Source organism: Microbacterium sp. Z11_20, assembly GCF_057197605.1.
Genome location: NZ_JBXVOQ010000001.1, coordinates 909,099 through 931,235, shown reverse-complemented (window position 1 = coordinate 931,235; position 22,137 = coordinate 909,099). Strand labels below are relative to the sequence as shown.

Genomic DNA, 22,137 nt, shown 5'->3' with positions numbered 1-22,137 from the left:
ATGGCGGAGAATTCCTGGTCGCTCGGCCGCGCGTTGCGCGGGCTGTTCGTCAAGCCCACGATCGACGAGACGACGTGGGAAGACCTGGAGACCGCCCTCCTGACCGCCGATTTCGGCCCCGACATCACCGAACGCATCGTCGATGAGCTCCGCGACAAGGTCGACCGATACCGTACGACCGACCCGCGCGACCTTCAGCGGATGCTGCGCGAGACGCTCGAAGAGCACTTCGCGAAGTTCGACACCACGCTCCGCCTCACGGAGCGGCCCGCCGTCGTCCTGGTCGTGGGTGTCAACGGCGTCGGCAAGACCACCACGATCGGCAAGTTCGCGAAGTTCCTGCAGCGGTACGGCCGCTCCGTCGTCGTGGGTGCCGCCGACACGTTCCGCGCGGCCGCCGTGGACCAGCTAGCGACGTGGGCCGAGCGCGGGGGAGCCACCATCGTGCGTCCGCAGCACGAAGGCCAGGACCCGGCGTCGGTCGCCTTCCAGACGATCACGTACGCCAAGGAGACCGGCACCGAGATCGTCCTCGTCGACACGGCCGGACGCCTGCACACCAAGGGCGGCCTGATGGACGAGCTCGGCAAGATCCGGCGGGTCGTGGAGAAGCAGGCCCCGATCAGCGAGGTCCTACTTGTGCTGGATGCCACGACGGGCCAGAACGGCGTCATGCAGGCGCAGGCGTTCCTCGAGCACGCCGGGGTCACGGGGCTCGTCATCACGAAGCTCGACGGCTCGGCCAAGGGCGGGTTCATCCTCGCCGTGCAGGAGCGCACCGGCATCCCGGTCAAGCTGCTGGGTTCGGGCGAGGGGATCGGTGACCTCACCGGGTTTACCCCGCACGTCTTCGCCGCGTCCCTGGTCGACTGACCTCGCGACTATCGCACGAACGAAGGGACTGGTTTCATAGGGCCATGGCGATCGAGCACGACTTCTTCGGACTCCTCGAGTCGGGCCCGGACGGATCCATCTTCTGGTCGGAGAACGTCGAGCTCGGCGACCAGACCGTGACGGTCGATCTGACCGCGCCCGACCAGGACGACGTGTCGCAGGCGGCCCTGGATGTGGCAGCCTCCATGGTCTCGTCGCTGGAGGCGATCGATCACACCGCGCGCAACGCCATGGTGTCGGAACTGGATGACCGCACGAGCGAGGTCATCGAGTACATCCTCCAGCAGCAGCAGGTCCTCGGCGACGAGCTCGACGACCTCCTGGTGGATGTGTCCGGCGACGTGCAGGTCGATGTCATCCGCTCGTTGCAGCTGATGAGCATGACGATCCTCGCCGACGAACACGGCGGCACCGAGCCGTTCGCGGTGCTCGAGTACGCCCTGGACCCCGACGCCACCGACGATGTGCTCCTGGTGAACCTCGCCTCCGACGGGACGGTGCAGTCTGTCACCAGCGCCGACTGAGCCCCGGGGACATCCCGGGCGGCGGCGGTCAGACGGCCTGCGCGAACCCCGATTCACCCGCCGCGATCTCGGCGGCCAGGTGCGCCAGGTGCGGGGGGATGTCCCGGCCCATCGACCTCATCGACTGCGCCCAGAGGCGACCCGCGCGATACGACGAGCGCACCAGGGGACCGGCCAGCACCCCGAGGAATCCGATGCGCTCGGCCTCCGCCTTGAACGCGACGAACTCGTCCGGCGTGACCCAGCGAGCCACCGGGAGGTGACGCGGCGAGGGCCGCAGGTACTGCGTGATGGTGATGATGTCGGTTCCGGCCGCACGCAGGTCCTGCAGGGCCTGCACGACCTCCTCCGGCTCCTCGCCCATCCCGAGGATGAGGTTCGACTTGGTGATGAGCCCCGCGTTGCGAGCCCTGGTGAGCACCCCGAGGGAGCGTTCGTAGCGGAAGGCGGGCCGGATCCGCTTGAACATCCGCGGGACGGTCTCCACATTGTGCGCGAACACCTCCGGCTGCGAGTCGAACACCTCGGCCAGGAGATCCGGCTTCCCGGAGAAGTCGGTCGCGAGGATCTCGACCCCGGTGCCGGGGTTCGCCTCATGGATGCGGCGGACGGTCTCCGCGTGCAGCCATGCCCCTTCATCGGGCAGGTCGTCGCGCGCCACCGCGGTGACGGTGGCATAGCGCAGCCGCATCCGCTGCACGCTTTCGGCGACGCGCCGCGGCTCGTCGGTGTCGTAGTCGGCGGGCCGGCCGGTGTCGATCTGGCAGAAGTCGCACCGGCGGGTGCACTGCGAACCGCCGATGAGGAAGGTGGCCTCGCGGTCCTCCCAGCACTCGTAGATGTTCGGGCAGCCCGCCTCCTGGCACACGGTGTGCAGGTCTTCGCTCTTCACGAGCGCGTGGAGAGCCGAGTACTCCGGGCCGGTCTTCGCTCGCGTCTTGATCCACTCCGGCTTGCGCTCGATGGGAGTCTGGGCGTTGCGCACCTCCAGGCGCAGCAGGCGGCGCCCGTCCGGGATGGTGGCGGTCATGCGGCGACCCCCGCGTACTCCTCGGTGAACACGCGGGTCACAGTGGCGGCGACGTCGGCCGGGGTGACGACGACTCCGGCCACCTCGCAGATCGTCGTGACGCCGGCATCCGCGATCCCACAGGGAATGATGCGGGCGAACCCCGCCAGCGTGTTGTCGCAGTTGACCGCGAAGCCGTGCATGGTCACTCCCTTCTCGACCCGGACGCCGATGGCGGCGACCTTGTCCTCGGACAGGGGGCGGCGCACCCACACGCCGCTCCGCCCGTCGACCTGGTATCCGGCCACCCCGTGCCGGGCCAGTACGGCGATGAGTACGCGCTCCAGGCGCCGCACGTGCGCGACGACGTCGACCGGTTCGGCCAGGCGCAGGATGGGATAGCCCACGAGCTGCCCGGGCCCGTGCCACGTGATCTTCCCGCCGCGGTCGACGTCGATCACCGGCGTGCCGTCCGTGGGTCGCTCGTGGTCTGCGGTGCGCCGGCCGGCCGTGTACACCGGCTCGTGCTCGAGCAGGATCAGCGTGTCGGAGCGCCCGCCGGCCGCCACCTCGGCATGGATGCGGCGCTGCAGTGCCCACCCCTCGGCGTAGGGCACATAGGCGGGGGCCAGCCCGGCCCTCACGATGTCCAGCATCCGATCTCCTGTCGCGGGGGACGTTTATGGATTGCGTCCAACAATACATCCGGGTGGATGATCCGGGCGGGCTAATCTGGGCACATGCCGACCGAGAACCGCAGCGGGCGCCCGAAAGCGTCGTCGCGCGAGACCCTCGCCGACGCCGCGTGCGAGTTGTTCCTCGAGCGCGGCTACGACTCCACGTCGGTGTCCGACATCACCACCCGCGCCGGGGTGAGCAGGTCGAGCTTCTTCAACTACTTCGCGACGAAGGGCGACGTCTTCTGGGCGGCGCTGGATGAGCGGATCCTGGCCCTCACAGCCCGACTGCGTGACGATGAGGCGGAGGGTACCGATGGGGTGAGGGCAGCCCTGGCCGGCCTGGCCGACGGCTTCCGGCCCGACAGCCTCGCGCTGGCCCTCGGGCAGGCCGAGACCATGGGCATCCGCGAGGAACTGCAGCGCGAGGCGGGGATCCGTCGCGCCCGCATCGGCGATGCGGTGTCCGAAAGGCTCCGCCGCGCGGGGGTGGAGCCCCTCAGGGCCGATGTGATCGGCGCGGCCTATGGCGGCGCGGTTCTCGCCGCCATATCGCGGTGGGCAGCGCTCGGTCCGGGCCGCACGGTGCTCGGCGACGTGCTCGCGCGGGCCCTTGACGTCGTGCCCGCGGCGACTCCCGGGCAGACCGGCGACGCGCTCGCGTAAACTTGCCGCATCATGGCTACCTTCGGCACGCTCTCCGATCGGCTCACCGAGACATTCCGCAACCTCCGCACCAAGGGCAAGCTGACGCCCGCAGACATCGACGGCACGGTGCGCGAGATCCGGCGTGCCCTGCTGGAGGCGGACGTCGCGCTGCCCGTCGTGAAGGACTTCACCGCGGCCGTGCGCGAGCGGGCACTGGGGGACGAGGTCAACCGCGCCCTCAACCCCGCGCAGCAGGTGGTGCAGATCGTCAACGAGGAGCTCGTCGGCATCCTCGGCGGGCAGCAGCGGCGCCTGCAGTTCGCGAAGAACCCGCCCACGGTGATCATGCTCGCCGGCCTCCAGGGGTCGGGGAAGACGACGTTCGCAGGCAAGCTCGCGCGCTCCCTGGAGAAGGAGGGGCACACCCCGCTCCTCGTCGCGGCGGACCTCCAGCGCCCCAACGCCGTGAACCAACTCCAGGTCGTGGCCGAGCGTGCGGGGGCCGCTATCTACGCCCCGGAGCCCGGCAACGGCGTCGGGGACCCCGTCAAGGTCGCCCGCGACGGCGTGGAGCACGCCCGCCGTCAGCAGCACGACACCGTCATCATCGACACGGCGGGCCGGCTCGGCGTGGATGCCGAGCTGATGAAGCAGGCCGCGAACATCCGCTCCGCGACCAACCCGGACGAGGTCCTCTTCGTCATCGACGCGATGATCGGTCAGGATGCGGTCAACACCGCCAAGGCGTTCCAGGAGGGCGTCGACTTCACCGGGGTCGTCCTGTCCAAGCTCGACGGCGACGCGCGCGGCGGCGCGGCCCTGTCCGTCGCATCCGTCACCGGACGCCCCATCATCTACGCCTCCACGGGCGAGGGCCTGGACGACCTCGAGCCGTTCCACCCCGACCGCATGGCGTCGCGCATCCTCGACCTCGGCGACATCCTGACCCTCATCGAGCAGGCCCAGAGCGCGTTCGACGAGGAAGAGGCGATGAAGGTCGCCGAGAAGCTGGCGACGGAGACCTTCACGCTCGAGGACTTCCTCGAGCAGATGCAGCAGATGAAGAAGATGGGCTCCATGAAGAAGATGCTCGGGATGCTCCCGGGTATGGGCTCCATGAAGCAGCAGCTGGAGAATTTCGACGAGCGCGAACTTGACCGCACCGAGGCGATCATCCGCTCGATGACCCCGGGGGAGCGGCGCAACCCGAAGGTGCTCAACGGTTCCCGGCGCCTGCGCATCGCGCGCGGGTCGGGGATGACGGTCACCGACGTCAACTCGCTCGTGCAGCGGTTCGAGCAGGCGGCGAAGATGATGAAGACGATGGCGCGCGGCGGTGTGCCGAACATCCCCGGAATGGGCCCGGTGCCCGGCGCCCGCCCCGGCGCATCCGCCAAGCGCGGGAAGCAGCAGAAGGCCAAGGGGTCGCGTTCAGGCAACCCGGCCAAGCGTGCCGCGGAGAACGCCGGCATCGCCGCATCCGCCCCCGCCGCTCCCACCGGCTCGGGCTTCGGACTCGGCGGCCGCACGGGTGCCCCGGCCGGCGAGCCGAGCGAGGCCGACCTCGCCGAGCTCCAGAAGCTCCTCGGCCGCAGCTGACGTCGTCCCCGGCCGCGCGCGGCCGGGGACGAGGGGTCAGGCGGGGAACGAGCGCAGGTGCTCGCGGAGCGTCGGACCGCTCCGGAACTCTCGGATCAGGTGCTGCACGACCTCACGGAGGTCGCCATCGGCGGCCTCGGCGACGGCGACCTGACGCGCCGAGCTGCCCCCCGTGGCGAGGATGGTGTCCAGCGCCGCAAGTTCGCGCCCGCACTTCAGTTCCACGGCGATGTCGGTGACTTCGGCGATGGTTTCGCGGAGGTGCTCGACGACCGGCGCCTGCCGTCCCTCGGCGTCGACGATGATCCGCGCGTCCAGGCCATACCGCGCCGCACGCCACTTGTTCTCACGGACGTACCAGGGCGGGATACGCGGGATCGGGCGGCCCTCGTCAAGGTCGCGGGAGAACCGCTCGACGAGCGATTGAATGAGCGCGGCGACGGCGGCGAGCTCCGGGAGCGTCGACATCCCGTCGCACGCCCGCACTTCGATGGTGCCCCACCGGGGGGCCGGCCGGACGTCCCAGCGGATTTCTGTCGCATCGGCGATGACCCCGGTGCGCGTCATGTCGTCGATGTACGCCTCGTACTGGGCCCAGTTCTCCAGCTGCCACGGCAGTCCCGCCGTGGGGAGCTGCTGGAACACGAGCGCGCGGTTGGAGGCGTACCCGGTGCGCTCACCCGCCCAGAACGGGCTCGACGCCGACAGCGCCTGCAGGTGCGGCAGGTACACCGACAGGGCGTCGATGAGGGGGAAGACCTTGTTGACGTCCTCAACCCCCACGTGAACGTGGATGCCCCAGATCATCATGTTGCGGCCCCACCACTGGGTGCGCTCGATCAGCCTGTGGTACCGCGTCTTGTCGGTGACCTGCTGATCGAACCATTGCGCGAACGGGTGACTTCCCGCGCACAGCAGCTCCACGCCGCGGGGCTCGGTCTCGGTGCGCACGGCGGCGATCGCGTCGGCGATGTCGTCCACCGCCGCAGCCACCGTGTCGCCGACGCCGCTGGTCAGCTCGATGGTGTTGGTCAGGAGCTCCTGGGTGATGGTGAAGCGCTCGAGCTTCGTGCTCTCCTCCAGCGGCGGCACGATATCGGGCGCACGCGGCACGAGATCACCGCTCTCGCGGTCGGCGAGCATCAACTCCCACTCGATCCCGACCGACGAACGTGCAGAGGGCGCGAACGGGACCGTCATGGCGACAGTCTGACATGCGACGCCGCACGACCCTGCGTTTCGCCGCATCCGCAGATGTCTGGCAGAATAGAGGGCTGGACCGTGTGCTCGACCCTCTATCCAGCCTCGGTCCGACCATTTGAGCTTCCGCCGGATGCACACCCCACTCCGGCGACCAGTTCGTCACTTCCATATCACCAGGAGAATCGTGGCTGTCAAGATCCGTCTCAAGCGTCTCGGAAAGATCCGCGCGCCCTACTACCGCATCGTCGTCGCCGACTCGCGCACCAAGCGCGATGGTCGTGTCATCGAGGAGATCGGCAAGTACCACCCCACGGAGGAGCCCTCGTTCATCGAGGTCGACTCCGAGCGCGCACAGTACTGGCTCGGCGTCGGCGCGCAGCCGACCGAGCAGGTCGCCGCACTGCTGAAGCTCACTGGAGACTGGGGCCGCTTCAAGGGCGACAAGAACGCCGTCTCGACGGTCAAGGTCGCCGAGCCGAAGCAGCCGTTCGAGATCGACTCGACCAAGAAGTCCGTCGTGAAGCCCAAGGCGGAGAAGAAGGCCGCCGAGCCCGCCGCCGAGGACGCTGACGCCGCTTCGGCGTCCGACTCGGAGTAACCCGTTGCTGGCCGCCGCGCTCGAGCACGTCGTCAAGGGGATCGTCGATCACCCTGACGACGTGACCATCCACTCCAGCACGTCCCCGCGCGGGGACGTGCTGGAGGTACGCGTGCACCCGGACGACCGGGGACGCGTGATCGGGCGCGGCGGACGCACGGCCAAGGCGCTGCGCACCCTCATCTCGGCGCTCGCGGACGGTCGTCGCGTCCGCGTCGACGTCGCCGACGACTGATGTCGGACGCAGCACCGTCCCGTTCCCCGAAACCCGCGCGCACGCAGCTGCGCGTCGGGCGCCTGGTGAAGGCCCACGGGCTCAAGGGCGCCCTCAAGCTCGAGCTGTACACCGACGACCCGGACGGACGATTCGTGCCGGGGGCGACGTTCACCCTCCAGGTGCCGACCTCCTCGCCCTGGCACGGGAAGTCGCTCACCGTCCGCGAGTTCAAGTGGATGAACAGCCACGCCGTCGCCTTCTTCGAAGGGGTCGATGACCGCTCGGCCGCCGAGGAGCTCGTCCGCGCCATCCTCTGGATCGATGAGGATGCCGAGGCCGCTCCCGCGGAAGAGGACGCTTGGTACGACCACCAGCTGGTGGGAATGGACGTCGTCCGTGACGGAACCGTCGTGGGCCGCGTCGCGCGCGTGGACCACATGCCCGCACAGGACCTCCTCATCGTGACGGCGGGGGAGCGCGAGGTGCTCGTCCCGTTCGTGAAGGCTCTCGTACCCGAGGTGGACGTCGTGGCAGGCCGCGTGGTCGTCACCCCTCCGCCCGGCCTGTTCGAAGACCTGCCCGGCGCGTCCGACGAGCCGGAGCCCGAGAGCGCTGAAACCGAACCGGTCGAGGAGTCCTCGACCGAGGACGATGGTTCCGCGCCGGGCGAGGACGGTCCCGCGCCGGGCGAGGACGGTCCCGCGCCGGACGAGGATGGTCCCGCGCCGGACGAGGACAGCGCTCGGGAGGACTGACGTGCGCATCGACGTCGTCTCGATCTTCCCCTCCTTCTTCGACGCGCTCGAGGTCTCCCTCCTCGGCAGGGCGCGAGGCGCCGGGCTTCTCGATATCCGCGTGCACGACCTTCGCGACTTCACTCACGACCGGCACCGCACGGTCGACGACACCCCGTACGGCGGCGGTGCCGGCATGGTCATGAAGCCCGAGCCGTGGGGCGAGGCGCTCGGCGACATCGCCGCCGGCGCCAGCGATCGTCCGGTGTTCATCTTCCCCTCCCCGGCGGGCGAGGTGTTCCGTCAGGCGACCGCCCGCGAACTGGCGCAACGGTCGCACCTCGTCTTCGGCTGCGGCCGCTACGAGGGCATCGACGAGCGCGTGTTCGCCGAGGCGGCCTCGCTCGGTGACGTGCGGCTCGTGAGCCTCGGCGACTACGTGCTCAACGGCGGCGAAGTGGCGGCCATGGCGATGATCGAGGCGATCGGCCGCCTCATCCCGGGCGTCGTCGGAAATCCCGAGAGCCTGGTGGAGGAGTCCCACGAGGATGGCCTCCTCGAATACCCCTCGTACACGAAGCCCGCGGTCTGGCGGGGCCTTGAAGTGCCGCCCGTCCTCCTCAGCGGCAACCACGGGGCGATCGCCGCGTGGCGGCGCGAGCAGCAGCTCGAGCGCACGCGCGAGCGGCGTCCCGACCTCCTGGCCGACTGACCCTGGCCGACTGACCCGACCCGTGGTGCAGTGTCGCCCAGGCCGGCGTGCCGGTCCCCCGTTCCGCGCCTGTTCCGCGGCATCCGTGTTCAAAACTCAGGAGACACGCGGGGCGGGGGCGCCCGAAAGGGGCCGAAGTGACGGATTCTCCTGAGTTTTGAACACCCGGGCGTCGGTCGCCGGACGGATGCCGCGGCTGGATGCGGCGGCACGGGCTGCCGCGGAGGCGTGCGGCGGAGCCACAGGGAGGCGGGCGCGCCGGCCGATCCGCGGCATCCGTGTTCAAAACTCAGGAGACACGCCGGGCGCGCGTGCCCGGAAGGGGCCGAAGTGACGGATTCTCCTGAGTTTTGAACGGCCGGGCGTCGGTCGCCGGACGGATGCCGCGGCTGGATGCGGCGGCTCGGAGTGGTGCGCGGCAGCACCGCGACCGCGGCCGGAGGTCAGTCGACGCCGAGGAACGAGCGGTCGGTGAGGATGATCGGGCCGTCGTCGGTGATCGCGACGGTGTGCTCCGCGTGGGCCCCGCGCGAGCCGTCGGCGCTGCGGAGCGTCCATCCGTCGGGGTCGGTGACCAGCAGGTCGGTGGTCGCGAGGAACCACGGCTCGAGAGCCATCACGAGTCCGGCGCGCAGGGGATAGCCGCGCCCGGGCTTGCCGTCGTTGGGGACGTGCGGGTCGCCGTGCATGACCCGGCCGACGCCGTGCCCGCCGAAATCGGTGTTGATGGAGTAGCCGTCCCCGTGGGCGACCGCGGCGATCGCGGCGGAGATGTCGCCGATGCGGTTTCCGACGACGGCCGCCTCGATCGCCGCATCCAGAGCACGTTCGGTCGTGTCGATGAGCGCCAGGTCTTCATCTCGCGCCGTGCCGACGACGAACGAGACGGCGGAATCGGCCACCCACCCGTCGATGGACACCGCGAAATCCAGCGACACCAGATCGCCGTCGCGAAGGGCGTAGTCATGCGGCAGACCGTGGAGCACGGCGTCGTTCACCGACGTGCAGATCACCTTCCCGAACGGGCTCGCGCCGAAGGAAGGGTGGTAGTCGATGTAGCAGGATTCCGCGCCGGCCCGTCGGATCAGCTCGTGGGCGCGGCGGTCGATGGCGAGGAGGTTCGTCCCCACCTTGGTCTCGTCGCGCAGGGTCGCGAGGGTTTCCGCCACGAAGCGGCCGGCCGGCCGCATGGCCTCGATCTCCGCCGGTGTGCGCAACTCGATCATGGATGTCCTTCCGTCTCGTCCCATTGTCGCGGATGGCAACCGTGCGGGTGCGGTGCACGGCCAACCCGTGAGGATGCCGTGGGAACTCCGGGCTCTCCGGCACCAGCCCCGCGGGCGGCGTTAGCATCGGGGCATGTGGCTTCGTCGGGCGTTCTTCTGGTGGCTCTTTCCGGCCGCCGTGATTCTGCCGGTGTGGCTGCTCGCCGGATGGATCGCCTTCGACGCCGGCGGATGGGCCCTGCTGTGGGTGCTGTTCCTCGCCATACCGTCGGTGTTCTTCGGTCAGCTCGTCCTCGCCCTCCTCGTGCGGGCGCGCAGCAGTGTCCGCGCGACACGGGCGGTGTCCTGGTGGGACGTGGCCGGGTTCGGCGGATGGCACGCGCTCATCATCGCGACCGGACTGTTCAGCCCGACCTGGTTCGCGCCGGCGCTGATCCTCGCGGTGATCGGAGCCGTCGCGCTCTTCTGGCTCACCATCTGGCAGCTGCTGCGGGAAGCGAAGCTCGGAGCGCAGTCGCTGCTGCGCGCCGCCGACGGCACCGCCTACCTCTCGCCTCAGCATCCGCCGCACGCAGAACCCACGGACGCGCCCGTCATCGTGATCACGGAGCGCCCCGCCGGTTCGTGATGGTTTGGGACCACACCACATCCATGGCAGAATGGATGTTTGTGTCCTGACCGGCTCTGCCTCAGGGGAGTCCGCCGCGTTCGCGGCCTCGGGCACACCCGGAACCTACCAACCATCATGCGGTCGACCTGTGGCGGCCGCAGGAAGAGACGATCATGCAGATCCTCGATGCCGTCGACGCGGCTTCGCTCCGCTCCGACATCCCCCCCTTCGCCCCCGGCGACAACGTCAAGGTGCACGTGAACATCACCGAGGGCACGCGCTCGCGTATCCAGGTGTTCCAGGGCATCGTGCTCGGCCGCTCCGGCGACGGTGTCCGCGAGACCTTCACGGTCCGCAAGATCAGCTTCCAGGTGGGCGTGGAGCGCACCTTCCCGGTGCACAGCCCGGTGATCGACCACATCGAGGTCGTCACCCGTGGCGATGTCCGCCGCGCGAAGCTCTACTACCTCCGTGCCCTCCGCGGCAAGAAGGCCAAGATCAAGGAGAAGCGCGACCGCTGATCGCGCCTGTGAAGAACGCCCCGGCATCGCCCGGGGCGTTCTTCGTTCCCGGCGAAGTGCTGAGCCGATACCCGCCGTTCAGGCGAGGTGTGCGACGCTTGAACCGCGGTTCGCCTCGTTCGTGCGGGCCGGGCGAAGGATCCCCATGAGCAGCGAGCAGACCGCATCCGCCCCCGCGTCGACCGAAGGCCGCAGCAGCGCCGAGCGCCGTCGCCGGCGCGGGCTGCTGATCTTCCTCCGCGACGTGGTGGTCATCGTCGTCATCGCGCTGCTCGTGTCGTTCCTCGTGAAGACGTTCCTCGTCCGCTCGTTCTACATCCCGTCCACCTCGATGGCTCAGACGCTGCTGGTGGACGACCGCATCCTGGTCGATGAAATCACGCCTCGCTTCGGGGAGTACGAGCGCGGTGACATCGTGGTGTTCCGCGACCCCGGCGGGTGGCTGCCCCCGTCGCACGACCCTCCGCGACCCGGCATCGTGGAAGCCGGCGACTGGCTGCTGTCGCTCGTCGGACTGTCGGCTCCGGACAGTGACGACCACCTGATCAAGCGCGTGATCGGGCTCCCCGGCGACCACGTGGTGTGCTGCAACGCCCTCGGGCAGATCACGGTCAACGGTGTCCCGATCGACGAGACGGACTATCTGAATCTGCCCCCCGGGCGCTCGGCACCGGAGCCGATGGCCTACGACGTGGAAGTCGCGGCGGATTCCGTCTGGGTGCTCGGTGACAACCGCGACAGCTCACGGGATTCGCGCTACAACCAGGACCAGCCCGGGGAGGGGTTCGTCCCTCTCGAGAACGTCGTGGGCCGCGCGTTCCTCGTCACCTGGCCGATCGCGCGGTTCGGCGGGATCGACTTCCACCACGACGTGTTCGCGGGAATCCCCGCCGCCGAGGGTGCCCCGTGACGGTCGTCGAGCCACGACTGACCCTCGAGCGACGGCTGCTGAAAGAGCACCCGCTCGTGATCGCGTGCGACGAGGTCGGGCGCGGCGCACTGGCGGGCCCGGTCGCGGTCGGTGCGGCCGTGATCGACCCGGATCGCTCGCGCAAGCGGATCCCCGCGGGGCTTCGCGACTCCAAACTCGTCCCCGAGCCCAAGCGTGCCGACGTCGCGGCGCGCGCGTCGGCCTGGGTCGCCGCCAGCGCGGTGGGGTGGGCCGGTTCCGCGGAGATCGACGAGATCGGCATCATGCGTGCGCTGGGGCTTGCGGCGCTGCGGGCGATCGAGGATCTGCGTGCCCAGGGCGTCGTCCCGGAGAGCGCCATCGTGATCCTCGACGGCAACTACGACTACATCACGCCGGCCGGAGCGACCGGGCTCCGCGTGACGCCGGTGATCAAGGCCGACCGCGACTGCGCGAGCGCCGCCGCCGCATCCGTCATCGCGAAGGTCGCCCGCGACAGCCTGATGACCGGGCTGCACGATGAACTGCCCGCGTACCACTGGTGGCGGAACAAGGGGTACGCGAGCCCGGACCACCGCGAGGCCATCCGCTCCCACGGGATGAGCGCCCATCACCGGCAGTCGTGGTCGATCCTCGACGCGCCCACCCTCTTCTGATCTGCGGCTCGCCCGCGCCACCGCGCCACCGCGCGGCGGCACCCGTCGCCCTAGGATGGAAGCACCATGGATGACGATGTCTTCGAGGATTACGACCGCGAACTCGAGCTGGCGCTGTACCGCGAGTACCGCGACGTCGTCTCGCAGTTCCAGTACGTGATCGAGACCGAGCGCCGGTTCTACCTCGCCAACGAGGTCAACGTGGTGCGGCGCGACACCGAGCACGACTTCTACTTCGAGATCTCGATGACCGACGTCTGGGTGTGGGACATCTACCGGGCCGACCGCTTCGTCAAGTCGGTGCGGGTGCTCACGTTCAAAGACGTCAATGTCGAGGAGTTGTCGCGACGCGACTTCCAGCTGCCGGAAGAGCTGTCGCTCGACGGCTGACCCGGTCTCTCCTCCCCAGGCGGGGATTTCCGGGGCGCATCCCCCGGTGCGGATGTGCGGTGACCACGGCACCGAGCAGCCGGCCAGGCTGGCTGCATGGCAGAGAAAGACGACTTCGGTAGGGCCGGCGAGGAGCGGGCGGCAGCACACCTGCGCTCCGCGGGGTACACCATCGTGGACCGCAACTGGCGGTGCCCGCAGGGTGAGATCGACATCGTCGCGGTGCGCGGGAACGCCCTCGTCGTCGTCGAGGTCAAATCCCGCCGATCCCTGGCCTTCGGCCATCCGCTGGAGGCCATCGACGAGCGCAAGGGCGCGCGGCTGTGGCGTCTCGCGGTCGCATGGATGGCGGCGCATCCCGAGCAGGCTCGCGGCCGTCGCCTTCGGGTGGATGCGATAGCGCTCACCGGATCCGACGTGCCCACCGCGATCCTCGAGCATCTCGAGGACGCCCTGTGACCACCGCCCGGACGCTCTCGATCGCGCTGTCGGGGCTGAACGGCGCCGTGGTGGAGGTCGAGGCCGACCTGTCACCGCAGACTCCGGGGTTCCGCGTCATCGGTCTCCCCGACAAAGCCATCGGCGAGGCGGTGCAGCGCGTGACGAACGCGTGCGCGAACCGCAATGTGCCCGTTCCCCGCCGTCGACTGACGGTGAACCTGTCCCCGGCGAGCCTTCCCAAGTACGGCTCGGGGTTCGATGTGGCGATCGCGGTGGCGGCACTCGCGACGGAGCGCGCCATGGATGCGGGCCGCCTGTCGTCGACCGTTCACATCGGGGAGCTCGGGCTCGACGGGCGGTTGCGGCCGCTCCCGGGCGTCCTCCCCGCCGTGCTGGCGGCCGCACGGGCAGGCGTGCCACGAGTGGTCGTGCCGTTCGCGAACCTGCGGGAGGCCGAACTGGTCGATGGCATCGAGGTCCTCGGAGCGGCGTGCCTGGCCGAAGTGCTGCGCTGGCACGGGGCGGAGGTGGATGCGGCCGACCTCGACCCGGTCGCCGCTCCCTCCGAGGAGGTCGACGTCCCCGCCGACGAGACCCCCGACCTCGCCGACGTCATCGGACAGCCCGACGCAGTGGAGGCGCTCATCGTCGCGGCGGCGGGTGGGCACCACCTGCTGCTGAGCGGTCCTCCCGGGGCCGGCAAGACCATGCTGGCGCGAAGACTCCCCGGCATCCTGCCGCCCCTGGACGACGAGGCCGCGCTGACAGCGGCCTGCGTGCGCTCGCTCGCGGGCGCCCCGGTCACGCGCCTCTCCCGCATCCCCCCGTGGGAGGCGCCGCATCACAGCGCCAGCGTGGGCGCACTCGTGGGCGGGGGCTCCCGCGTCGTGCGCCCCGGAGCGATCGCCCGGGCCAGCGGCGGCGTCCTCTTCCTCGACGAGGCCGGCGAGTTCGCGTCCTCGGCCCTGGACGCGCTGCGCCAGCCGCTGGAATCGGGCAGCATCGCGATCCACCGAGCCGGCGCCGAAGCGTCCTATCCCGCGCGCTTCCAACTGGTCATGGCCACGAACCCCTGCCCGTGCGGGCAGTACGGCGTCCCCGGGGGAACGTGCGTATGCCCACCGAACGCCATCCGCCGCTACCTCGGCCGCCTGTCCGGCCCCCTGCTCGACCGCATGGATATCGAGCTGTCTCTCCGCCGGGTCTCCGTCGCCCACCGCGACCCCGCGCCCTCGACGGCCACGAGCGCCTCCGCTCGCGAACGCGTGCGGGCGGCGCGCGAGCGGACGGCTGCCCGCCTCGCGGCGACGCCATGGCGGCGGAACGCCGATGTCCCCGGGACGTGGCTCCGGCAGGGGCCGATGGCGCCGCCCCCGATCGTGCGGCGACCGCTGGACGCCGCCCTGCACCGCGGCTCGCTCACACTGCGGGGGTACGACCGTGTGCTGCGGGTCGCGTGGACGCTGGCGGATCTCGCTGGGCGGGCCGCGGTGGATGTGGGCGACATCGGCCGTGCGCTTTTCCTCAAGCGGGGGATGACCGCGTGAGCGCGCTCGAGGTCTCACCCGAGATCGCCCATGGCGCGTTGCGCGACCTTCGAGGCTCGTCTGCCGATGCCCCGGACGCGTATGCGCGAGCGGTCTGGAGCGTGCTGACCGAGCCGGGCGACCGTGTGGCCGGAGACCTGATCGCCACCTTCGGCGCCGTCGAAGCGCTCCGACGGATGCTCGCCGGCTCGCCGCTGCGGGATGCGGAGATCCCGGCGCGGGAATTGGCGGCCGCACGCGACCGGTGGATGCCGCGGGCGGACCCCGCCCTCGTCTCCTCCGCCCTGGAGCGGGCCCGTCGAGCACGCGCGCGATTGGTCGTTCCCGGCGATTCCGATTGGCCCGCGCGCCTCCTCGACCTCGGCAGCCACGCGCCGCATGCGCTGTGGGTGCACGGTGATCTCGCCGCGATGACGCGCAAGCCGGCCGTCGCCATCGTCGGTGCCCGGGCGGCCACCGGCTACGGCGAGCATGTCGCGGCGGAGCTGGCCGCCGAACTCGCCGCTGACGGCATCGCGGTCGTCTCCGGCGCGGCATACGGCATCGACGGCGCTGCTCACCGGGCCGCCCTCGCGGCGGGGGGACTCACCGCCGCGCTCCTGGCCGGAGGCATCGACCGGCCCTATCCCTCCGGTCACGCCGACCTCTTGGCCCGGATCGCCCGGTCGGGCGTCGTCGCCAGCGAGACCCCCTGCGGCACCGCGCCCAGCAAGTGGCGCTTCCTGGCGCGCAACCGGCTCATCGCCGCGCTGTCGGACGCCACGGTCGTCGTGGAGGCGGGAACGCGCAGCGGATCGCTGAACACCGCGGCACACGCCGCATCACTCGGTCGCGCACTCGGTGCGGTTCCGGGCCCGGTGACCAGCGCCGCGTCGGCCGGGTGCCACCGCATCCTCCGCGACTACGACGGACGGTGCATCACCGGATCCGACGACGTCCGGGAACTGATCGGTCTGCCGGTCACCTCCGCGGTCGTGGCGGCGGGCCGCACCGACGAGCTGACGCGGCTGCTGGACGCGGCGAGCACGCGCGTTCGCGCGGGGGCTGGCGAGCTCGCCCGACGCAGCGGTCTGGCCGTGGCGGAGGTGGAAGCCCTCATCGGGCTCGCGGTGCTCGATGGCGCACTGGTGGCCGACGGCGACGGGTGGCGCCGCGCACCGAGCCGGTGACGCGCCGGGAGAGCGACGCTCGCGGGCACTGGTTCGCGGCATCCTGGGGGAGTGCTGCTGCGTGCCGCGATCGACGCCTACCTCTCCCAACTGGCGGAGGTACGCCGGCTCGCGCCCGCCACCGTCCGCGCCTACCGCTCCGATCTGGACGACCTGCTCGCCACCGGCGGCGATATGCCGCTCGCGGAGGTGGATGTGGAGCACCTCCGGGAGTGGTCGTGGTCGGCCGCTCAGCGGGGGCAGGCGCGCAGCACCCTCGCACGGCGTACGGCTGCCGTGCGCGGACTCTTCCGCTGGGCACAGGAGGAGGGGCTCGTCCCGATCGATCCGACGCTGCGGCTGGTGACCCCCAAACGCGGGCGTGCGCTGCCGGCCGTCGCCACCGCCGATGCCCTTCGCGAGGTCCTGGACTCGCTCGCCTCCCACGCGGCCGACGGGGATCCGACCGCCCTCCGCGACTCCGCCGTGCTCGAGCTGCTCTACGGCGCGGGAGTGCGGGTCTCCGAGTTGTGCGGTCTCGATATCGATGACCTCGACCGGGGCCGGCGCACGGTCCGGGTGCTCGGCAAGGGATCCAAGGAGCGGGTCGTGCCCTACGGCGGCGGCGCCGCCCGTGCGCTGGAGGCGTACCTCGTGCGCGGCCGGCCAGCACTCGCCGCGCGGGCCGACGACGCCGGCGCGGCGGTGTTCCTCGGCACCCGTGGGCGCCGACTCGGACCGCGTTCGGTGTACGACCTCGTCGCTCGCACCATCGGGCCGGTGGTGGGTTCGTCCGCGGTCGGTCCGCACGCCCTCCGTCACTCGGCCGCGACCCACCTGCTGGATGGCGGCGCCGACCTGCGCGCCGTGCAGGAGATCCTCGGCCATGCCAGCCTCGGCACGACCCAGATCTACACGCACGTGTCGAGCGAGCGGCTCACCGAGGCCTACCGCCTCGCCCACCCTCGCGCCTGAGCACCGTGACCTGTGGCCCTGTGCCGCGTCAGCCGAGGAGCGTAGCGTCGCTGGCATGCGCATACGGCGGACGGGTCCGGCGGTTCTCCTGGCAACGGCGGCGCTGCTCGCCGGATGCGCGGGGCAGCCGCCCGGGCCGACCGCGACCGGAGAGCCTACCGACGGTGCGCCGTCGACGTCGGCGAGCGCGTCCCCGGGTCCGGAGTCATCGCCGACCGCGGGCGCAGCGCAGAACTGCGGGGGAGCCCCCATCGTGCTCACGGCCGGAGCATCCCCGCTCACCCTCACCGGCGACTGCCCGGACGTCCAGATCCGCGGCAACGACCTGCAGGTGAACCTGGTCGCCGCCGACATCGACGCCCTGACCCTCGCGGGAGACCGCATCGAAGTGTCTGTCCGCGAGGTGGATGCGGTCACCGTCGAGGGCAACGACACCGTCGTCACCGCCGACGAGATCGACGCCCTCGTGGTGGGCGGCGACCGCAACACCGTCACCGCCCCAGACTCCATCGACAGCGTCGTCGTCCGCGGCAACGACAACACCGTGCGCGGACTCGACGACGAGGCAGTCGTGACCGACGAGGGCGACCGCAACGCGATCGAGTGAACCCGAATTCGAGGAGTTCTCGGGAATCGAGGGCGATACCGGGCCGGCGGCTCCTCGATCGGCGCGATCTCCTCGATTCGCGTGACGTCAGCAGCAGGGGAGCAGCACGGCGCGGGGGATTCCTCCGAGCAGCACGAGGGGGTTGAGGTATTCGCCGTGCAGGCGCACGCCGAAGTGCACGGTGCCCGGCTCGGCGTGTCCCCCGACGGACACCACCGCGACCTCCTCCCCGCGGGCCACCGCGTCGCCGGGCCGCAGAACCGTCTCCACGGGCTCGAAGGTTGTCACCAAGCCGCCACCGTGGTCGATCGTGACGACACCCCGATCGACCACCGCTCCGGCGTAGGCGACCACCCCGTCTGCGGGCGAGCGCACCGGACCCGTGGCGGACAGGTCCACCCCGCGGTGCCCGGGACCGTAGGCGTGGGCCGGAGCGGCATAGGCGCGGGCCACGTGCACCGGTGTCACCGGCCAGACCCAGTCCGGGGATACGGGCGACGGCGCCGCGGGGGCGGCAGCCGAGATCACGGAGACGGCCAGGAGCAGGGCGGAAGAAAGCGGATGCCGCATGGCCCCAGCCTCGCCGCCCCCGGTGCCGACGCGGGGCACGCGAGGGAGGCGGTGGAGACGTCGGCCGACCGACCGCCTGGGGAGGAGCGGCTGGTACACTTGTAGGGCACCCCGTCCGTCGGGGTGACTCCGCGTGTCCACAGCGCACCGCAGTTCTGTTGAACCGCATCGCGCGGCATTCCGCATCCACCGGTCTTCCGGGCATCCGCCCGGGAGCGGATGCGTGCCGGACACCAGGCTCGCCGCCCGACCGGGTCGGCGCGACACAACCGCAACCAGGCGCGCACGCGCCCAAAGAAGGAGAACGGCCATGGCCGTCGTCACCATTCGCCAGCTGCTGGACAGCGGCGTGCACTTCGGACACCAGACCCGCCGGTGGAACCCGAAAGTCAAGCGCTTCATCCTCACCGAGCGCAGCGGCATCCACATCATCGACCTGCAGCAGTCGCTGTCGTACATCGACAAGGCGTACGAGTTCGTCAAGGAGACCGTCGCCCACGGCGGCACGATCCTCTTCGTCGGCACCAAGAAGCAGGCCCAGGAAGTGCTCGCCGAGCAGGCGACGCGCGTCGGTCAGCCCTTCGTCAACCAGCGCTGGCTCGGTGGTCTTCTCACCAACTTCCAGACCATCTCCAAGCGTCTGGCCCGCATGAAGGAGCTCGAGGAGCTCGACTACGAGACCCCCGCCAACAGCGGCTTCACCAAGAAGGAGCTGCTGCTCAAGAAGCGCGAGCTCGACAAGCTGCACAAGTCCCTCGGCGGTATCCGCAACCTGCAGAAGACCCCTTCGGCGATCTGGGTGGTCGACGCCAAGCGCGAGCACCTCGCCATCGACGAGGCCAAGAAGCTCGGCATCCCGGTGATCGGGATCCTCGACACCAACGCCGACCCCGACGAGTTCCAGTACCCGATCCCCGGCAACGACGACGCGATCCGCTCGGTCAGCCTGCTGACCCGAATCATCGCCGACGCCGCCGCCGAGGGCCTCATCCAGCGTCACCAGCCCGCCGGCGATGCCGAGCAGGCCGCTGAGCCGCTGACCGAGTGGGAGCGCGAGCTGCTCGAGCAGAGCTCGCCCACGCAGGGTTCGGCCGAGACCGAGAAGGTCGCCGACGTCGCCGAGGCCACCGCCGAAGCGAGCGAGCTCGTCGCCGACGAGCAGGCGATCGAGGGCGAAGCCGCGACGGAGTCGGCCCCCGACGCCGACGCCGAGGGCGCCGCGGCGAACGACGAAGCGATCGCCGACGCATCGGCCGAGAGCGCCGACGAGGCACCCGCCGAGGAGGCATCGGCCGAGAACGCCGACGAGGCACCGGCCGACGAGGCTCCTGCGAAGACCGACGCGTAACACGCGCCTTCCCTACAGACGAATTCCGTCGGCGAGGTCGTTCCAGACGGCCTCGCCGACGCTTCCCCCAGAACTCACCAGAACAAGGAGCCGCCATATGGCAAACTTCACGATCGCCGACATCAAGTCGCTGCGCGAGCAGCTCGGCACCGGCATGGTCGACACCAAGAAGGCGCTCGAAGAGGCCGACGGGGACGTCGAGAAGGCCGTCGAGATCCTGCGCCTGAAGGGCGCGAAGGGCAACGCCAAGCGTGCCGACCGCTCCACCAGCGAGGGACTCATCACCGCGCGGGAGCAGGGCGGCAAGGCCACCCTGCTCGAGCTCGCATGCGAGACCGACTTCGTGGCGAAGAACGACCGCTTCATCGCGCTCGCGGACAAGGTCGTCGAGGCCGCCGCCGCCGCGTCCGCCGACTCCGCCGAGGCGGCCCTGGCCGCTCCCGCCGGCGACCAGAGCGTCGACCAGCTCATCTCGGATGAGGCCGCGATCATCGGTGAGAAGGTCGAGCTTCGTCGGGTGCGCACCCTCACGGGCGAGCACTTCTCGGTCTACCTGCACAAGACCAGCAAGGACCTGCCCCCGCAGGTGGGTGTGGTCCTGGCGTACTCGGGCGAGGACCACGAGGCTGCGCGCAGCATCGCGCAGCACATCTCCTTCGCCAACCCGACGTACCTCTCGCGCGAGGACGTGCCCCAGGCCGACGTCGACAAGGAGCGCGAGATCGTCACCGAGATCTCCCGCAACGAGGGCAAGCCCGAGGCCGCCCTGCCGAAGATCGTCGAGGGCCGCGTCAACGCGTTCTTCAAGCAGGTCGCCCTCCTGGATCAGGACTACGCCAAGGACAACAAGGTGTCGGTGGCCCAGGTCGCCAAGGACGCCGGTATCACCATCACCGACTTCGCCCGCTTCAAGGTCGGCGCGTAGGTGGAAGGAGGGCCCGGGATGCACCGCATCCCGGGCCCTTTCCCGTGTCCGCCGGACTCGGGAGGATAGGTTGGGGTCCGACGAGAGGGATGACACGTGATCGATGAAGCGACCGGGCGCCGACGGGTCTTGCTGAAGCTTTCGGGCGAGGCGTTCGGTGGTGGCCAGCTGGGTGTGAACCCCGACGTGGTGAGCCAGATGGCCCGCGAGATCGCCGCGGCCGTGGACCGGGTGGAGGTCGCCGTCGTGGTCGGCGGGGGCAACTTCTTCCGCGGCGCCGAACTCAGCCAGCGCGGCATGGATCGCGGGCGCGCGGACTACATGGGGATGCTCGGCACCGTGATGAACGCCCTGGCGCTCCAGGACTTCCTCGAGCAGGCAGGCGCCGCCACCCGCGTGCAATCCGCCATCTCGATGACCCAGGTGGCCGAGCCCTACATTCCGCGCCGTGCCGAGCGTCACCTGGAGAAGGGCCGCGTCGTGATCTTCGGGGCGGGCGCGGGCCTGCCCTACTTCTCCACCGACACCGTCGCCGCCCAGCGAGCGCTGGAGATCGGGGCGACCGAGGTACTGGTGGCCAAGAACGGTGTGGACGGCGTGTACACCGCCGACCCGCGCAAAGACGCCACCGCCACACGCATCGACACCATCACGTACATGGACGCCCTGCAGCGCGGCCTCAAGGTGGTCGACTCGACCGCCTTCAGCCTCTGCATGGACAACGGCATGGACATGCGGGTGTTCGGGATGGAGCCGCAGGGAAATGTCACCCGCGCACTGCTGGGCGAATCCATCGGGACGCTCGTGAATGCGTGAACGGCGTTGTGCGCCCGCCGGACCGGGTGGGCTTGTCTAGACTGGGACGTCGAGCCCAACGAATGGAGTTCCTGTGATCGCCGATGTTCTGGCCGACGCTGAATCGCGAATGGACCGCGCCGTGGAAGCGGCGAAGGAGGACTTCGCCACCGTTCGCACCGGGCGCGCCAACCCTCAGCTGTTCCAGAAGGTGATGGTCGACTACTACGGATCGCCCACACCGCTCGCACAGCTCGCCTCCCTCAACACGCTCGAAGCCCGCACCCTCGTCGTGACCCCCTACGACAAGTCGGCGCTCAAGGCGATCGAGACGGCCATCCGCGAGATGCCGAACCTCGGGGCCAACCCGACGAACGACGGCACCCTGCTGCGCGTCACGATGCCCGAGCTCACCGCCGAGCGGCGCAAAGAGTTCGTCAAGCTCGTCCGCTCCAAGGGCGAGGACGCCAAGGTGCACGTGCGCGGCATCCGGCGGAAGTCCAAGGACGATCTCGACGCGCTCAAGAGCGACGTCGGCGAGGACGAGCTCGGCCGGGCCGAGAAGGAGCTGGATGCGTTGACCAAGGCCCACGTCGACGCCATCGACGAGGCGCTCAAGCGCAAAGAGGCAGAGCTCCTCGAGGTCTAGGCCC

General features: G+C 70.3%; 27 protein-coding genes. 22 read left to right on the top strand and 5 right to left on the bottom strand.

The window, feature by feature from the left end; translation table 11 throughout:
• Both ftsY and AC2DFQ_RS04505 read left to right on the top strand, forming a co-directional pair.
• Positions 1-873, top strand: coding sequence for a signal recognition particle-docking protein FtsY (gene ftsY / locus AC2DFQ_RS04510; protein ID WP_484509028.1), 873 nt, complete (start codon positions 1-3; stop codon positions 871-873).
• Between the two features lie 44 nt (positions 874-917).
• On the top strand, positions 918-1,418 hold the full coding sequence (locus AC2DFQ_RS04505; RefSeq protein WP_484509029.1) for a DUF2004 domain-containing protein: 501 nt from the start codon (positions 918-920) through the stop codon (positions 1,416-1,418).
• Between the two features lie 28 nt (positions 1,419-1,446).
• Here the strand turns inward: AC2DFQ_RS04505 and lipA are convergent, their stop codons facing one another.
• Together lipA and lipB are read right to left on the bottom strand one after the other, a co-directional pair.
• Complete coding sequence (lipA, locus tag AC2DFQ_RS04500; RefSeq protein WP_484533064.1) at positions 1,447-2,448, bottom strand: lipoyl synthase; 1,002 nt, start codon at positions 2,446-2,448, stop codon at positions 1,447-1,449.
• A complete protein-coding gene (lipB, locus tag AC2DFQ_RS04495; protein ID WP_484533063.1) occupies positions 2,445-3,083 on the bottom strand; it encodes a lipoyl(octanoyl) transferase LipB in 639 nt (212 codons plus the stop codon). The genes lipA and lipB overlap by 4 nt, the downstream gene beginning before the upstream one ends.
• Before the next feature lie 84 nt (positions 3,084-3,167).
• Here lipB and AC2DFQ_RS04490 point away from each other — a divergent pair, with 84 nt between their 5' ends.
• Both AC2DFQ_RS04490 and ffh read left to right on the top strand, forming a co-directional pair.
• On the top strand, positions 3,168-3,770 hold the full coding sequence (locus AC2DFQ_RS04490) for a TetR/AcrR family transcriptional regulator (protein ID WP_484533062.1): 603 nt from the start codon (positions 3,168-3,170) through the stop codon (positions 3,768-3,770).
• Between the two features lie 12 nt (positions 3,771-3,782).
• Positions 3,783-5,351 (top strand): signal recognition particle protein, encoded by a 1,569-nt coding sequence (gene ffh / locus AC2DFQ_RS04485; protein ID WP_484533061.1) that lies wholly within the window; start codon positions 3,783-3,785, stop codon positions 5,349-5,351.
• Positions 5,352-5,387: 36 nt separating this feature from the next.
• Here ffh and AC2DFQ_RS04480 read toward each other — a convergent pair whose 3' ends face one another.
• A complete protein-coding gene (locus AC2DFQ_RS04480; protein WP_484509034.1) occupies positions 5,388-6,551 on the bottom strand; it encodes a glutamate--cysteine ligase in 1,164 nt (387 codons plus the stop codon).
• Positions 6,552-6,738: 187 nt separating this feature from the next.
• Between AC2DFQ_RS04480 and rpsP the strand changes: the two genes are divergently transcribed.
• From rpsP to trmD, 4 genes are read left to right on the top strand one after another with little or no spacing between them, the layout of a single operon-like run.
• Positions 6,739-7,152 carry a 30S ribosomal protein S16 gene (rpsP, locus tag AC2DFQ_RS04475; protein ID WP_484509035.1) on the top strand — a complete coding sequence of 138 codons (414 nt, stop codon included), beginning with the start codon at positions 6,739-6,741 and terminating at the stop codon, positions 7,150-7,152.
• Between the two features lie 4 nt (positions 7,153-7,156).
• Positions 7,157-7,387 carry an RNA-binding protein gene (locus AC2DFQ_RS04470; protein ID WP_484509036.1) on the top strand — a complete coding sequence of 77 codons (231 nt, stop codon included), beginning with the start codon at positions 7,157-7,159 and terminating at the stop codon, positions 7,385-7,387.
• Positions 7,387-8,124, top strand: coding sequence for a ribosome maturation factor RimM (gene rimM, locus AC2DFQ_RS04465; RefSeq protein WP_484533060.1), 738 nt, complete (start codon positions 7,387-7,389; stop codon positions 8,122-8,124). The genes AC2DFQ_RS04470 and rimM overlap by 1 nt, the downstream gene beginning before the upstream one ends.
• 1 nt (position 8,125) lies before the next feature.
• Positions 8,126-8,815 carry a tRNA (guanosine(37)-N1)-methyltransferase TrmD gene (gene trmD, locus AC2DFQ_RS04460; protein ID WP_484533059.1) on the top strand — a complete coding sequence of 230 codons (690 nt, stop codon included), beginning with the start codon at positions 8,126-8,128 and terminating at the stop codon, positions 8,813-8,815.
• 443 nt (positions 8,816-9,258) lie between these two features.
• Here the strand turns inward: trmD and map are convergent, their stop codons facing one another.
• Entirely contained in the window at positions 9,259-10,041 is a 783-nt protein-coding gene (map, locus tag AC2DFQ_RS04455) for a type I methionyl aminopeptidase (protein ID WP_484533058.1), read from the bottom strand.
• A gap of 133 nt (positions 10,042-10,174) precedes the next feature.
• Here map and AC2DFQ_RS04450 point away from each other — a divergent pair, with 133 nt between their 5' ends.
• From AC2DFQ_RS04450 to AC2DFQ_RS04405, 10 genes are all read left to right on the top strand, one after another.
• Positions 10,175-10,669 (top strand): MFS transporter permease, encoded by a 495-nt coding sequence (locus AC2DFQ_RS04450; protein WP_484533057.1) that lies wholly within the window; start codon positions 10,175-10,177, stop codon positions 10,667-10,669.
• Positions 10,670-10,824: 155 nt separating this feature from the next.
• A complete protein-coding gene (gene rplS, locus AC2DFQ_RS04445) occupies positions 10,825-11,172 on the top strand; it encodes a 50S ribosomal protein L19 (protein ID WP_484509041.1) in 348 nt (115 codons plus the stop codon).
• A gap of 145 nt (positions 11,173-11,317) precedes the next feature.
• Positions 11,318-12,082, top strand: coding sequence for a signal peptidase I (gene lepB / locus AC2DFQ_RS04440; protein WP_484509042.1), 765 nt, complete (start codon positions 11,318-11,320; stop codon positions 12,080-12,082).
• Entirely contained in the window at positions 12,079-12,738 is a 660-nt protein-coding gene (locus AC2DFQ_RS04435; RefSeq protein ID WP_484509043.1) for a ribonuclease HII, read from the top strand. Before lepB ends, AC2DFQ_RS04435 begins: the two co-directional genes overlap by 4 nt.
• Positions 12,739-12,804: 66 nt before the next feature.
• Complete coding sequence (locus AC2DFQ_RS04430; protein WP_125132127.1) at positions 12,805-13,128, top strand: DUF2469 family protein; 324 nt, start codon at positions 12,805-12,807, stop codon at positions 13,126-13,128.
• A gap of 96 nt (positions 13,129-13,224) precedes the next feature.
• The gene (locus tag AC2DFQ_RS04425) at positions 13,225-13,587 is read left to right on the top strand and encodes a YraN family protein (protein ID WP_484509044.1); all 363 of its coding nucleotides are present in this window, start codon (positions 13,225-13,227) and stop codon (positions 13,585-13,587) included.
• Positions 13,584-15,116, top strand: coding sequence for a YifB family Mg chelatase-like AAA ATPase (locus AC2DFQ_RS04420; RefSeq protein ID WP_484509045.1), 1,533 nt, complete (start codon positions 13,584-13,586; stop codon positions 15,114-15,116). The genes AC2DFQ_RS04425 and AC2DFQ_RS04420 overlap by 4 nt, the downstream gene beginning before the upstream one ends.
• Positions 15,113-16,285 carry a DNA-processing protein DprA gene (gene dprA / locus AC2DFQ_RS04415; RefSeq protein WP_484533056.1) on the top strand — a complete coding sequence of 391 codons (1,173 nt, stop codon included), beginning with the start codon at positions 15,113-15,115 and terminating at the stop codon, positions 16,283-16,285. Before AC2DFQ_RS04420 ends, dprA begins: the two co-directional genes overlap by 4 nt.
• A 51-nt stretch (positions 16,286-16,336) precedes the next feature.
• The gene (locus tag AC2DFQ_RS04410) at positions 16,337-17,239 is read left to right on the top strand and encodes a tyrosine recombinase XerC (protein WP_484533055.1); all 903 of its coding nucleotides are present in this window, start codon (positions 16,337-16,339) and stop codon (positions 17,237-17,239) included.
• A gap of 55 nt (positions 17,240-17,294) precedes the next feature.
• Complete coding sequence (locus AC2DFQ_RS04405; protein WP_484533054.1) at positions 17,295-17,846, top strand: DUF3060 domain-containing protein; 552 nt, start codon at positions 17,295-17,297, stop codon at positions 17,844-17,846.
• Between the two features lie 87 nt (positions 17,847-17,933).
• On the opposite strand, the gene AC2DFQ_RS04400 is transcribed toward AC2DFQ_RS04405, so the two are convergent.
• Positions 17,934-18,416 carry a murein hydrolase activator EnvC family protein gene (locus AC2DFQ_RS04400; protein ID WP_484533053.1) on the bottom strand — a complete coding sequence of 161 codons (483 nt, stop codon included), beginning with the start codon at positions 18,414-18,416 and terminating at the stop codon, positions 17,934-17,936.
• Positions 18,417-18,726: 310 nt separating this feature from the next.
• Between AC2DFQ_RS04400 and rpsB the strand changes: the two genes are divergently transcribed.
• From rpsB to frr, 4 genes are all read left to right on the top strand, one after another.
• A complete protein-coding gene (gene rpsB, locus AC2DFQ_RS04395; RefSeq protein ID WP_484533052.1) occupies positions 18,727-19,764 on the top strand; it encodes a 30S ribosomal protein S2 in 1,038 nt (345 codons plus the stop codon).
• Between the two features lie 97 nt (positions 19,765-19,861).
• Positions 19,862-20,689: a translation elongation factor Ts gene (gene tsf, locus AC2DFQ_RS04390; RefSeq protein ID WP_484533051.1), complete on the top strand. Its 828-nt coding sequence runs from the start codon at positions 19,862-19,864 to the stop codon at positions 20,687-20,689.
• Between the two features lie 96 nt (positions 20,690-20,785).
• The gene (gene pyrH / locus AC2DFQ_RS04385) at positions 20,786-21,505 is read left to right on the top strand and encodes a UMP kinase (RefSeq protein WP_484509052.1); all 720 of its coding nucleotides are present in this window, start codon (positions 20,786-20,788) and stop codon (positions 21,503-21,505) included.
• A gap of 73 nt (positions 21,506-21,578) precedes the next feature.
• Positions 21,579-22,133 carry a ribosome recycling factor gene (gene frr / locus AC2DFQ_RS04380; RefSeq protein ID WP_484533050.1) on the top strand — a complete coding sequence of 185 codons (555 nt, stop codon included), beginning with the start codon at positions 21,579-21,581 and terminating at the stop codon, positions 22,131-22,133.
• Positions 22,134-22,137 lie beyond the last annotated feature (4 nt).

Bases quoted from the DNA above. Each gene is read 5' to 3' on its own strand.
- ftsY (WP_484509028.1), top strand. From the start codon at position 1: ATGGCGGAGAATTCCTGGTCGCTCGGCCGCGCGTTGCGCGGGCTGTTC.
- AC2DFQ_RS04505 (WP_484509029.1), top strand. From the start codon at position 918: ATGGCGATCGAGCACGACTTCTTCGGACTCCTCGAGTCGGGCCCGGAC.
- lipA (WP_484533064.1), bottom strand. From the start codon at position 2,448: ATGACCGCCACCATCCCGGACGGGCGCCGCCTGCTGCGCCTGGAGGTG.
- lipB (WP_484533063.1), bottom strand. From the start codon at position 3,083: ATGCTGGACATCGTGAGGGCCGGGCTGGCCCCCGCCTATGTGCCCTAC.
- AC2DFQ_RS04490 (WP_484533062.1), top strand. From the start codon at position 3,168: ATGCCGACCGAGAACCGCAGCGGGCGCCCGAAAGCGTCGTCGCGCGAG.
- ffh (WP_484533061.1), top strand. From the start codon at position 3,783: ATGGCTACCTTCGGCACGCTCTCCGATCGGCTCACCGAGACATTCCGC.
- AC2DFQ_RS04480 (WP_484509034.1), bottom strand. From the start codon at position 6,551: ATGACGGTCCCGTTCGCGCCCTCTGCACGTTCGTCGGTCGGGATCGAG.
- rimM (WP_484533060.1), top strand. From the start codon at position 7,387: ATGTCGGACGCAGCACCGTCCCGTTCCCCGAAACCCGCGCGCACGCAG.
- map (WP_484533058.1), bottom strand. From the start codon at position 10,041: ATGATCGAGTTGCGCACACCGGCGGAGATCGAGGCCATGCGGCCGGCC.
- AC2DFQ_RS04450 (WP_484533057.1), top strand. From the start codon at position 10,175: ATGTGGCTTCGTCGGGCGTTCTTCTGGTGGCTCTTTCCGGCCGCCGTG.
- rplS (WP_484509041.1), top strand. From the start codon at position 10,825: ATGCAGATCCTCGATGCCGTCGACGCGGCTTCGCTCCGCTCCGACATC.
- lepB (WP_484509042.1), top strand. From the start codon at position 11,318: ATGAGCAGCGAGCAGACCGCATCCGCCCCCGCGTCGACCGAAGGCCGC.
- AC2DFQ_RS04430 (WP_125132127.1), top strand. From the start codon at position 12,805: ATGGATGACGATGTCTTCGAGGATTACGACCGCGAACTCGAGCTGGCG.
- AC2DFQ_RS04425 (WP_484509044.1), top strand. From the start codon at position 13,225: ATGGCAGAGAAAGACGACTTCGGTAGGGCCGGCGAGGAGCGGGCGGCA.
- AC2DFQ_RS04405 (WP_484533054.1), top strand. From the start codon at position 17,295: ATGCGCATACGGCGGACGGGTCCGGCGGTTCTCCTGGCAACGGCGGCG.
- AC2DFQ_RS04400 (WP_484533053.1), bottom strand. From the start codon at position 18,416: ATGCGGCATCCGCTTTCTTCCGCCCTGCTCCTGGCCGTCTCCGTGATC.
- rpsB (WP_484533052.1), top strand. From the start codon at position 18,727: ATGGCCGTCGTCACCATTCGCCAGCTGCTGGACAGCGGCGTGCACTTC.
- tsf (WP_484533051.1), top strand. From the start codon at position 19,862: ATGGCAAACTTCACGATCGCCGACATCAAGTCGCTGCGCGAGCAGCTC.